This window comes from Chryseobacterium pyrolae, assembly GCF_025153485.1.
Taxonomy (GTDB): Bacteria; Bacteroidota; Bacteroidia; order Flavobacteriales; family Weeksellaceae; genus Chryseobacterium; species Chryseobacterium antibioticum.
Genome location: NZ_JANZQH010000002.1, coordinates 338,377 through 351,304 on the forward strand (window position 1 = coordinate 338,377; position 12,928 = coordinate 351,304).

Sequence of the window (12,928 nt, forward strand, 5' to 3'; positions counted from 1 at the left end):
ATAGAATTTTAATACTTAAAAAAAGTTCTTAAGGATTTTTAAACCACAAAAGAGACAAAAGTTTTTTTACTCTTAAGCTATTTGAAGTTTAAATCCTTTGCGAATAAGAAGATCATATAAATTTAAAAAAATCCAATATTTGTTTAATGATGAATAACAATTGTTGAACCGACGAAAATTCCCCTCCCCTGGAGGGGTGGCGAAAATTCAAAGAATTTTTGACGGGGTGGTTTATAAGTTCAAAAAAAACCGGCTTTAGAAAAGCCGGTTTCAATTGAAACCGGCTTTAGAAAAGCCGGTTTCAATTGAAAGTATAGTAGAAAATGAAAAGCTATGGAATAAGAACCGGATTCTGTACCTCGAATTCTTCTGAAGCTGTAAACTGATTTCCGTACATATCAACAGCTTTTACTTCAAGTTTATGTTTTCCTAAAGTCAGTTTCTTTGGAAAACCTGCGGTCCAGATGTGTTTTGACATTTCAGGATTGGAAGGTCTTCTGCCAGGAAAAAGATTCTGCGTTGAGTCCCATTTGAACACGGAAAGCGCAAAGTTCGGATCTACAGCTTCATCGTAGTCCATTTCTTCCCAGTTTCCGTTGTCTATCCTGTATTCTACCTTGTCTTTTTTACTTCCCATAAAGAAGTTGGCCAGGATTTTCGCAGAGGTTTTTGAAGGATAAGGAATCACTTTCGGGACGTACAGCTTGATCTGATAGTCCTCCGGTTTTCCGGCTGTTTTGTATTTAACTTTATACTGGTTATCATTAAAGCTGATGAATGAATATCCTTTTGCTGTTCCGTCTCTCATGGTTGAAGTAGGCAATCCTATCTCATCAGACGTTCCTGACCACCAGTCACCGCAGGTAGTTCCCACATTGTATTCATGCAGGTCTTTTGAACCATTCCAGCCCGCTTGTTTTCCATAGAAGATCTGTTGCTGAATGTGTGTGTGAGCCGATAAAATCAAAGCATTTTGAAAAGGAGTCAGGTAATCGAATAATTTCTGACGGTCTGAGTTTCTGAAATTATCTTCGTTCTTATGCTCTAAAGGAATATGGAAAGAAACAACAATCAGTTTGTTTTTATCAACCAGTTTAAGATCGTTTTCAATAAATTTTAGCTGGTCCTCACGGAATCCGCCCCAATAGCCTTTGCCGTCTCTCGGATCGGGATACAGAATATCATCTAAAATAATAAAATGTACGTTTCCATAATTGAAAGAATAGTTGGCAGGACCGAAATTATTTTCAAAGGTTTCATCTGAAAATTGATCTTCTTTGGCGTCGTAGTTCATATCATGATTTCCCATCACATTGTACCATGGAAGACCAATCTCTTTCATCACATCCGCGTAAGGTTTCTGAAGGCTCAGGTTATCGCCCACCAGATCGCCTAAACTGATTCCCAATACTGCATTTTTCTTGGTACCCTTCACTTCATTTACGATAGCTCTTTTGAAATAATCAAGCTCTTTTTCTGTATACGGCTGGGGATCTCCGAAAACAAGAATATCAAAGTTTTTGCTTTCCTCTTTTTTATAAAGCGGGAAATTCAGCTCCTTGGGAAGTTCTCCGGTTGGCGCTGTTCCTTTATATTTAAAATCTGCCGGCGAACCTTTTGGCTTGTGATGATGATAGAACTGTGGAAGATTATTACTGTTTAAAACAGTCTGATATCCAGAAGGTTTGATCACAAAGAGGGTCTGGTCTTCCTGAACCGGCAGGCTGTATCTTCCGTTTTTATCGGTAAGAACGACCTGAACTCCGTTTGAAACTGCTACCCCTTCAATTCCTTTTTCGCGGTTTTCTTTCTTCTGATTTCTGCTCATGTCCTCAAATACATATCCTGAAACAGAATCCTGAGAGAATGCCATTGCTGAAACCAATACACACGGTATTAAAAATTTTATACTGATACTCATATCTTTATTCTTTATTCTTTATTCTTTATTCTTTATTAATCTTATTTACTTATTCCACCACATTTTCACATTGATATGGTCTCCGCCCATCGCCTGTACTGCGGCATTGTAATTTTCAGCATTCATCACCTTTGTCGTGGTTGGATACATGAATCTTACCGGCATGACCCCTCCGTTCTGCAATCCTCCGTTGTTAGGAAGTACCGGAAGTTTAGTCCGTCTGAATTCATACCACTGCTGATGGTCTACAAAAAACAGGGAAATATATTTCTGAAGCATGATCTTCTGCAATGAACCGTCATAGGCCAACTGAGCATTGTTGAAATAATTGGCGGGCACTACAGCACCCCACTGTTCTATGATGGATTTAACCCCGGTTTCATAAAAAGTCTGCTGGTTTCCGGCAATAATTCCTCTGTTGACAAGCTCCGCCAGAATAAACTGTACCTCGGAATAGGTCATTATCAAAACTTTCAACGGTGCTTTTGCCAGGTTTTGATTCAAATTAGAAGGCTGATAATCGAATACTGTTCCTAAGGCATAGCCGGAAGGTGCTCCTTTATATCCTAAATCAACCCCTGCGGTATTTTTCGCTTTGGTAAAAAACATGCTCAACCTTGGGTCATTATTATTTTTCAATGCTTCAACGAAAAATTCACCTGCTGCCCTGGATGTTGTAAAATCCTGTGGACGGGCAATTGGTGGCAAATAGGGCGAGATTCCGGAAAGGGACAGAATAGCACTGTCATTGTTATTTTGGAAAATTGGATATTGTGCTGGATTATTAACGATCTCCTGGATTCTTTCATACACGTTTACTTCTCCGTTTCTGCTTAGAATTCTCGTCAGAAGTCTTAATGAAAGTGAATTACAGAACTTTTTCCATCCTAAGATTCCCGTTTGGCTGTTGGCATTAGCATTATAAAACAGATCTGTTTCTGACAGTGCTTTTGTAGTGTCAAATAAAGAATTGGCTGTCTTCAGATCATTTAAAAGCTGTACGTAGATATCTTTCTGTTTATCATACTTAGGTTTTAAAATTCCTTCTTCAATTTTTCCGGCTTCAGAAAAAGGAATATCTCCGAAAGCATCCGTAAGATTGGCGGTGATCCAGGCATTCAGAACCATTGATATAGCGAGATAATTGTTGTTTTCTTCTTTAGCGGCGTACTTTTTCAGATCGTTAACCTGTTTCAGCCATCTGTAGGAATTGTCCCAGTATCCGGCACCACTTTTCTCGTTAAAGTAATATCTGCTGAAGGTATTGCCTTCATTAGGAAAATCCAGGGCATCCTGCATGATATCAAACGTAAAATCATCTGCCCTGTTGTATCCGTAACTTCCCATTTCATACTGGATCGGTGCCAAAAGGCTTCCTACGGACGGATCCTTGATCCTGCTCGTATCGGTATTGATCTCTTCAAAAGTTCTGTCGCATGAATGAAGAGCGAAAACAGAAATAGCCAGTGCCAGATGTATGATTATTTTTTTCATTTTTTTAGATTTAGAATTTAAGATTTAACTGAAAACCAACTGTTCTTGCTGTCGGAAGCTGTCCCATTTCAACACCGGGAGTGATGGTCGCATTATCCAGGGTCGCCACTTCGGGATCGAACATGGGAAACTTGGTCCACATCCAAAGATTCTTCCCAAAAATAGCCAGGGTAAGATCCTCAAGTCCAAGAGGCTGTATAATTTCTTTTGAGAAGGAATACGATATTCTTGCATCTCTAAGTTTAATAAAGTCGGTGCTGAAGCTGTTGGTTTCTACGTTGGCTCTTCTATAATAATCTCCGTAATAAGATGATACCGTCACCGCTTTGGTATTCGGGCTGTAGCTTCCATCAGGGTTTTGAGTGACACCGTCTCCAATAATCATCCCACCTGGATTTTCTCTTCCCGGAAGCGTAGATGTAAGCTTACCCTGTTCAGACATTTTGTGATGCGACTGGGAATAAGCGATACCACCGTATTGCCCGTCAAATGAAAAGCTGATGGTGAAGTTTTTAATTTTAAAATCGTTCTGAAGACCTGCTCGCCATTTCGGAAATGCATTTCCAACTTTCTCTATCCCTGCAGGAATTTCCGTTAATCCGTCTCTGTAAACGACTTTTCCATCAGGTGAACGCAACAGTTTGTACCCATACATATCTCCAAGGGAACCTCCGACTTCCATTTTATAGAAAACGACGCCTCCGACATTGGAGACAATTCCGTCAAATCCATCAGGAACGCTCATGACCCTGTTTTCATTAGTCGACCAGTTTCCTCCGATCTTCCATGAGAAATTCTTAGATTTTACAGGATAGGCATCCATGGAAAGTTCAAGACCTCTGTTTCGGATCTTTCCCGCATTGATTACTCTTTTAGAGAATCCGCTCTCAAAAGGTAACGATACAGGAATGATCTGATTTTCGCTGACGTTCTGATAGGCTGTGAAATTAAAATTTAACCTGCTTTTGAAAAGACTGAAATCCATACCGGCTTCGATATTGGTATTTTTTTCAGGTTTAAGAGTAGGATTGTTAAAAGTAGTTGGTGATATGACACTTCCTGTAATATTGCTTGCAGTATAATAGTTGTCCAGCAAATAGGGATCACTGTCTATACCTACCTTTGCCCACGAACCTCTCAGTTTCCAGAAATTCAGCTGATTGCTTTTCAGGTTAAAGATATCTGACAAAATAAAACTTGTACTGACCGACGGATAGAAGAAAGACCTGTTTGCTTTAGGCAGTGTAGAGCTCCAGTCATTTCTTCCTGTTATATCTACAAAAATCTTATTATCATAGCCTGCTGTAAATAAACCGTACACACTGTTCACTTCCTTATCTCTGGGAACGGGGTATTTAACAGGAATGGAAAGTGCGTTGGTAAGGCTGTATTCTCCGGCTGTTTTGAGACCGATCGCCTGATAATCGTTCATGACGTACTCATTATAACGCATACTTCCTCCCGCTGAAGCCGAAAGGCTGAATTTGTTCATGTCTATTTTATAGGAGAATAAAAGGTCGTTGTTATATTCATGATTTTTGATCATCTGTTCTCTGTAATAGCCTTTCAGATAATTGGCAGAGCTCCAGGGTCTTCTTGTGGTTCTTTTTTCATTTAAAATTTCAATACCGGACCTCAGCATTAAGCTAAAATTACTGTTAAACTGATAATCCGCTGTAATATTTCCGGTGATTGTCTTTTTCTTAACGCCATTCAGCATTTCATAGGCAATAAGATAAGGGTTATCGATATAGGAACTGAACGGGTGGATCTGATCTACCTGCTCCTGTCCGTATTTCCAGACAGGTTTATACCACTCAAGGTCTACGTTCGGATTCTGGAAGATCATGAAGTAAGAGATCGACTGGTTATTGTATCCTGTAGCAGGAAGATTATCGCTGGTCGTTGTATTGTATGAAAATTTTGTAGAGATTTTTAATTTTTTCGTTAACTGATGGGCGAAAGACAGGGCAAAATTGAATCTGTCAAAACCTGTATTAGGCATCATCCACTCGTTGTTAAGGTACGTAAGAGACGTTCTGAAACTGGTCTTTTCATTGGAACTTTCTACGGAAATACTGTTGGAATAGGTAGAACCGGTTCTCCAAAACCCTTTGATGTTGTCTTCGTACGGTCTCCAAAGCTTCCTTTCCAGGCTTTGTCCCTGTTGGGTAGGATCATACTGAAAATAATATTGTCCGGCGAATTTAGGCCCAAATGCACTGCTCGTTCCGCCCGTATTTACTCCGTCTGCAGACAGGCCATAGGAATAGTAAAACTCGCCTGCTTTATTTTTTGCCAGTGTTCCCTGACCATATTCATATTGCCAGTCCGGCCACTTCAGTACCGTATCGAAACTTGAGTAAGAGTTAAAGGTTACTTTCAGCTTACCGTTTTTAGTCTTCCCGGATTTTGTGGTGATCATTAAGGCTCCATTGGCAGCACGGGAACCATATAAAGCTGCGGCAGAAGCTCCTTTCAGAACAGTGACAGATTCTATATCATCAGGGTTGATGCTGTTGAGACCATTTCCCATATCAATGGGAACATCACCTCCGGAACCTGCACCATAAGCCGGCGTATCGCTACCCGTGGTGGAATTTCCCATGGGAACACCATCCACTACGATCAGAGCGTAGTTATGATCCATCATGATCGATTTTTCACCTCTGAGGGTAATTCTGGCAGTTCCCAGCGGTCCGGCTCCTGCTGTCTGCACTTTTAGGCCCGCTACTTTTCCTTCCATCGACTGTGCCCAGTTGTTGTTCTGGGTTTCCTCAAAGGTGTCGGAGCCTACTTTTTCGGCAACGTAGCCTAAAGCTTTATCATGCCTCTTGATCCCCAAAGCAGTTACCACTACCTCATCAATGCCTTTAACAGTATCTTTTTTTGCTTTTTGCTGAGCTGCCAGATTGACGCTGACTAATCCTAACAGCGACAAAACCAGCAGTTTTTGTGTCTCTTTACGCATATCCTTTTTGTTTGCGCAAAATTAGAACGACATTACGGCTATGACTTTAACATAGGTTTAACATTTATTAAAATAATATTAAACAAAACATGAACGCAACCTTAATAACATTAAATATAATATTGATAATCAACCATTTAAATAGTTAATAATTTTTAATGTCATACTCCATTTTCATTGATGTATCTTTATTGTCTTGCTCTGAGAAAATAATATAAAATAGAATTAAAGTACTGAATCACAACCTGATAAATTAAGTTCGTATACAAAACAGCCTGTCCCAACAAAGAGACAGGCTGTAATTTTAATATCAGACTTTTTAAATCTTTACGAGATCAAGCTGTTATTTATTTTTTAGCTGATCAGGAATATTGGTCGTAACGAAGCCTATACCCTGATTTTTTAACTGTTCGTACACAGCCGGATCATTTACTGTCCATGAATTGGTGATAAGGCCTAAAGCTTTAGCCTCGGAGATCCATGTAGGATTTTTTTGGAAAACACTGTAATGGTAGTCTATTCCGTCAAGACCTTCTTTTTTGATCTGCTCAGGAGACAACTCACCGTTCAGATACTGTACCTTGAATTTCGGCTCCAGCTTTTTGATCTCTTTACAGATGTTTAAGCTGAAAGAAATATATTCACTCTGACCTTCCAGTTTCATATCCTTAATCATTTTAAGGGTTTTCTGAGTGATCTCATTTTCTATTTCCGGAGTTTTGGCAGGTTTGATTTCCACGATCAGCTTTAAGGAAGAATCTTTTTTCCCTTGCTTCAGATAATCTTTTAATGTTGGAAATTTTTCGCCATTGGATAATTTCAGAGCTTCCAGTTCTTTGAAAGAGGTTTCAGAGATCTCCATTTCCCCGTGGTGCTCGTCGTGATTGATCACAAGAATGCCGTCTTTAGTCATCCTTACATCGAATTCCGATCCGTATATTTTTAATTTCTGGGCATTCTCTAAAGATTTAATAGAATTTTCCGTGGTAGGCGGCTGTGCCTGGAAATAGCCTCTGTGTGCGATAATCTGGGTTTGTGCCTTCATTAGGACTGTACTTAAAACTGCTAACCCTAAGATAAAATTTTTCATAATACAATTTAGATAATTAAATAAAAATCTTAAAAACGTTTGATAAAGGTAGTGTTTAAATGTTAAAAGCTGTATTTGGCACCGATCTGGATCTGATAAGGATTCCCGGAAAGAGGAGCTAAACCGCTGGTATTTTTAACGTATTCAAACTGTTGGGTAGCCTGGTTGAATTTTGGAGCTCTGTAAAGTGCCATATTTCCGTAGGACTTATTGACACCCCATTCTTTGTTAAGAAGATTGGCTAAGTTGAAAATATCCACAGAAAGTTCAAAAGCTCCGATTTTGTCAAACTTGATTTTTTTAGCCACACGTACATCCCATACTCCGAAGAATCCGTTTTTGCCGCCGTTACGCTCTGCTATAGCATTATTATATTTTTCCACATAATCTTTTAGCGCCTGTCCGACTTCCGGATCATTAAGAAGCGGCTGAGTAATAATTTCCGGGAAAATGTAAGCCAAATCATTGGAATCTACGAAATCTCCGTTGATATTTCCACCTGCAGTTACCGAGAAACGCGTTCCACCGATTCCGGAATATCTTACACCCAGTGTAAATCCTGCAATGGTAGGCGAATTTCCATAAAGAACGATCTTGTTTCTGAACTGATTATCAGAATAGGTCATTTTTAAGTCTCTCGGATCTCCCTGAACCATCGTTGACAATGTCGCTGAATTCGCTACGTTTCCGTTGTACGAGGTATTGTCTTTGATATCCGACCAGGTATAACTCGCCGTAATCTCCCCATCTTTCCAGTAACGGTAGCTGGTATCCACTACAAATGAGAACTGATTTACTTTTCCATCGCTTACAAGCTCCAGCACTCTTCCGAAATTAGGATTAATCCTTCCGGCCTTCCAGTCTACTTTTGCGCCCTGAATTGAAGAAGCTGGTACATACACTCCTCTTCCTCCTTCATTCGCCAACGTAAAGTATGGATTGGACACCATATTTCGGTCATAATAGAAGTAGTTGTTTCTTCCTAGAGCCATATAACCTGCGATTCCCGCTCTGAATCTTTCGTTAAAGAAGTGTGTGTAGGAAACATTCGCTTTATATACAATTGGAATTTTTGCATCTTCTCCGGTATAGTTGATTGTAGGGATCTGATACTTTGAAAGCGAAGGAACCGTATTGTAATCGTTTCTGTAGCTGTAGAAATCAGGTGTAAGACCGATCGCAGAAGGATCTACATCTACCGTTGCCAGATGTTTCCCGTCAAACACAAGGTTATTGATCACCATATAATTGTTGATATCGGACGAGAAGATTCCCGCACCAAATTTCAGGAAGTCTTTGTTCTGCTCATTGAAGTTCCATTCAAACTGGAATCTTGGCTGGATCACAAATGATTTAATTTTATTGTCCGTTCTGATCCCCATTTCATCATAAAGCTTTTGGTTAAATTCAGCCTTTGGATAACCTCCGTAGTCTAATCTTAAACCTGCCATTAAATTCAAACCTTCACCAATTTTCGTCTGAAGCTGCCCGTAAAGGCCTATATTCCAGATACTCGATCTTACGGACGGATCTTCCATCAAAGGAACTTCTCTGTAAAATCTGTACGCTGTAAGATTATTAAAATTATAAAGATTCCCTGGGTTCAAGGTAGGATCTTCCCTGAAATGGAATCTTCCGTTCACTTCGCTTCCATACACGGATTTCGAAGTGGTATACATCAGATCAGCACCGAAGGTATATTTTACTTTATCCGTATTGTAGTACAAGTTATCAACAACCTGAATCACATTATTTCTAAAACTTTCCTGAGCAAAACGATGTCCCCCGATCTGAATATTGGTAGCCCCAACCCCCGGAGAAACAATATTTTCTACGATAGCTCTTGGAACAGGTTTTCCTAATTCATTATTCTGATAACTGTTCTGGAAAGTATAAAGATATTGCGCCTTCAGCTCATTCGTCAGATTAGGCTTTAAATTTGATCTTAAGGTTAAGAGTAAGCTATTATCAAGGTTTTTATCATTCCCGTAAGATTCAAAGAAATTGATCGCGGTATTATCCCCCAATCCATTTTTGTTCAGGTCGTAAGTGAAATTATTTCTTAAGGTCAATAAGTTTTTTTCATTGATCTGCCAGTCCAAACGTAAAAATCCCGCATCAGAATTTCTTACTTTATCAAACGAACCGAACTGGGGTGAATTTCCGACTCCGTATTTTGATCTTGCAATATCAAGAAACTGATTCAACGTCTGCGTGGTCGTATTAAATCTTTTCTCATCATCCGTCGACTTTATATCTGCAATGATCAATGGTCTTGAATCCAGTTGATGATCCCATGCAACGAAGAAATGTAATTTATTTTTAATGATCGGCCCACCCAGTGAAAACCCGAACTGGGAAGTAGAGAAATCGTTCTCTCTTTTGTTTCCTCTGATGTCATACGGGCTGGAAAGCCAGTTTGTTCTTAGATATTCCCAGGCACTTCCTGAAAATTTATTCGTACCGGATTTGGTAACCGCACTTACTGTTCCACCTCCGCTTCTACCCAAGGTTACATCGTACTGATTGGTTGTGATTTTAAATTCACGGACTGCTTCAATTGATATCGAAAATGGTGCACCACTTCGACTGGTTGTAGATCCTGCAGACGTTGGATTTTTGGCTGTCATACCATCAATCGTAAAGTTGGTTGAAGATCCCAGCTGTCCGGAAAGGTTTCCTCCTTTTCCGCTTAATGGAGATAATTCAGTAAGGTTGGTAAAGTTTCTTCCGTTGACCGGGAGCATGCTGATATTTTTAGCAGAGATAGCAGTAGCAGCTCCCAGGTTTCCGATCTTGTTTTTAAGGTTTCCGGTAACTACAACTTCTTCTATCTGCTTTTCGTCTCCGCCTAAGCTCACGTTTACTGTCACCTGATCTCCGAAGTTGACGTTGTATCCTTCTTTTTTGTCATCATTCACGATCACCGTATAAGGTCCGCCAAGAGGAATTTCTTTAAATATATATTCTCCTTTCGAATTGGTCTCTGTCTCCGTCCTGAACCCTGTAGACTCGTTCACGATCGTTACTTTCACTTTTTCCTGAGCCGTACTGCCCAGTCCTGTTACTTTTCCCACAATAGATGCCTGCGTAGTCTGCGCATAAGCCAGTGTTCCAAATCCCAAAAACAATAATCCTAGTACAATCTTTACTTTTCTCATCTTAACAAATTAGATGTGCAAAGGTATTTTGACTTTCCGGACCTGCTGTTTAAGGGAGTTTTAACAAATTCTCAATTAAATCATAACAATATGTTAAATTAATTTAAACAATCGTTTTAAATCCAACACAATCAACAACTTATATCACATTACGTGTTTTTAATCTTTCTATAATATTTAATTGCGGTATTTTTTAATGAAATTAGTTTAGCTATTTTTGCTCAAAAGATAGAAAGGAATGTCCGAAAATATACAGCAAAAAATAGAACAGCTAAGAAAAGAGCTCCATCAGCATAATGAAAATTATTATCATTTAGATGCTGCTACAATCTCTGATTATGAGTTTGATATGCTTCTGGAAGAACTTCAGGATCTGGAAGCAAAATACCCTGAATTCTACGACGAAAATTCACCTACGGTACGTGTAGGCGGAGGAATTACCAAAGTGTTCCCTACTATTCAGCATAAGTTCAGGATGTATTCTCTCGATAATTCCTATGATTTTGATGATCTTGAAGACTGGGAGAAAAGAATTATCAAAACCATCAATGATCCGGTAGAATTTGTGGCAGAGCTAAAATATGACGGTGCTTCTATTTCTATTCTTTATGAAAACGGAAAGCTGGCTCAGGCCGTAACGCGTGGCGACGGTTTCCAAGGCGATGAAATCACTCCGAATGTTCGTACGATCTCCGATATTCCGCTGACTCTGAAAGGTGATTTCCCCGCCTCTTTTTTTATGAGAGGTGAAATTTATCTGACCAGAAAAAACTTTGATAAGCTTAATAAACTTCGTGAAGAGGAAGGTTTGGATCCTTTCATGAATCCAAGGAATACCGCCAGCGGAAGTTTAAAAATGCAGGACAGTGCGGAAGTAAGAAAACGAAGTCTGTCTTCCGTACTTTACCAGTTTATTTCTGAGGATATTCCTGCAGAAACGCATTGGGAACTGCTTCAGAAAGCACAGGGCTGGGGCTTTAAAACCTCGCAGCAGGCGAAACTCTGCAAAACGATGGATGAAGTAAAGGAATTTATCAGTTTCTGGGATACGGAACGCCACAATCTTCCTTTTGAAATTGATGGAATTGTTTTAAAAGTGAATTCTTTACAACAGCAGAGACAGCTGGGCTATACAGCCAAATCACCACGATGGGCAATGGCGTATAAGTTTAAAGCGGAAAAAGTGGAAACTGAGCTTCAGAGTGTATCCTATCAGGTGGGAAGAACGGGAGCGATTACGCCGGTGGCTAATTTAAAACCTGTTTTATTAGCAGGAACTATCGTTAAAAGGGCCTCTCTTCACAATGAAGATATCATCAAAAAACTAGATCTTCATGAACATGATTTTGTATATGTAGAAAAAGGCGGTGAGATTATTCCGAAAATTGTAGGCGTACACACTGAAAAAAGAACTTCCGAAAGCAAGGAAATTGAATATATTACAAACTGTCCTGAATGTGGAACAGAGCTTGTGAAAATCGTTGACCAGGCGATCCATTTCTGTCCGAATGAACTTCACTGTCCGCCTCAGGTTGTAGGAAGAATGATTCATTATGTTTCCAGAAAGGCTTTGAATATTGATAATCTGGGAAGTGAAACAATAGAACAGCTTTACAGAGAAAAATTAATTGAAAATCCGGCGGATTTCTATGCTTTAACAAAGGAACAGATTCTTCCCCTGGAAAGGATGGCGGAAAAATCTGCACAGAATATTATTTCGGGAATTGAGAAATCCAAAGAAATCCCTTTTGAAAAGGTTCTTTATGGGATCGGGATCAAACATGTGGGTGAAACGGTTGCCAAAAAGTTGGTAAAAAACTTTGCTACCATTGATGAATTGAAAGAAGCTAGTGTAGAAGAGCTTTGCCAGGTAGAAGATATTGGAGCCAAGATCGCTGTAAGCATCGTGGAGTTTTTCAAAAATCCTGAAAACATCCTGATGATCGAACGTCTGAAATCTTACGGAGTACAGCTTGAAAAAGGCGAAAGTACGAATGAAGTTCTTTCTACTATTCTGGAAGGAAAAACATTCCTTTTTACAGGAAAATTATCGTTATTCACCAGAGAATCTGCGGAAGAAATGGTGGAAAAACATGGTGGAAAAAATATTTCTGCAGTGTCTAAAAACCTCAACTTCCTTGTGGTGGGAGAAAAGGCCGGAAGCAAGCTAAAAAAGGCTCAGGACATCGGAACCATAGAGATTCTTGACGAACAGCAGTTTTTAGATTTAATAGAGAAACAATAGGAATTTCAAAAAATTATAATTAAACCATTGAGATTAAATTTCAATG

General features: G+C 39.4%; 6 protein-coding genes. 1 reads left to right on the forward strand and 5 read right to left on the reverse strand.

Annotation, left to right across the window (positions count from 1 at the left end):
• Positions 1-331 precede the first annotated feature (331 nt).
• The 5 genes from NZD88_RS04890 to NZD88_RS04910 form a co-directional block, all read right to left on the reverse strand.
• Entirely contained in the window at positions 332-1,921 is a 1,590-nt protein-coding gene (locus NZD88_RS04890; protein WP_259827851.1) for a calcineurin-like phosphoesterase C-terminal domain-containing protein, read from the reverse strand.
• Between the two features lie 45 nt (positions 1,922-1,966).
• On the reverse strand, positions 1,967-3,415 hold the full coding sequence (locus NZD88_RS04895; RefSeq protein WP_259827852.1) for a SusD/RagB family nutrient-binding outer membrane lipoprotein: 1,449 nt from the start codon (positions 3,413-3,415) through the stop codon (positions 1,967-1,969).
• Positions 3,416-3,425: 10 nt separating this feature from the next.
• Entirely contained in the window at positions 3,426-6,386 is a 2,961-nt protein-coding gene (locus NZD88_RS04900; RefSeq protein WP_259827854.1) for a SusC/RagA family TonB-linked outer membrane protein, read from the reverse strand.
• A 343-nt stretch (positions 6,387-6,729) separates the two neighbouring features.
• Positions 6,730-7,476, reverse strand: coding sequence for a glycerophosphodiester phosphodiesterase family protein (locus NZD88_RS04905; RefSeq protein ID WP_259827856.1), 747 nt, complete (start codon positions 7,474-7,476; stop codon positions 6,730-6,732).
• 62 nt (positions 7,477-7,538) lie between these two features.
• Complete coding sequence (locus NZD88_RS04910) at positions 7,539-10,637, reverse strand: TonB-dependent receptor (protein ID WP_259827858.1); 3,099 nt, start codon at positions 10,635-10,637, stop codon at positions 7,539-7,541.
• Positions 10,638-10,875: 238 nt separating this feature from the next.
• Between NZD88_RS04910 and ligA the strand changes: the two genes are divergently transcribed.
• Positions 10,876-12,882, forward strand: a complete 2,007-nt coding sequence (ligA, locus tag NZD88_RS04915; RefSeq protein WP_259827860.1) for an NAD-dependent DNA ligase LigA — start codon at positions 10,876-10,878, stop codon at positions 12,880-12,882.
• Positions 12,883-12,928: the final 46 nt, after the last annotated feature.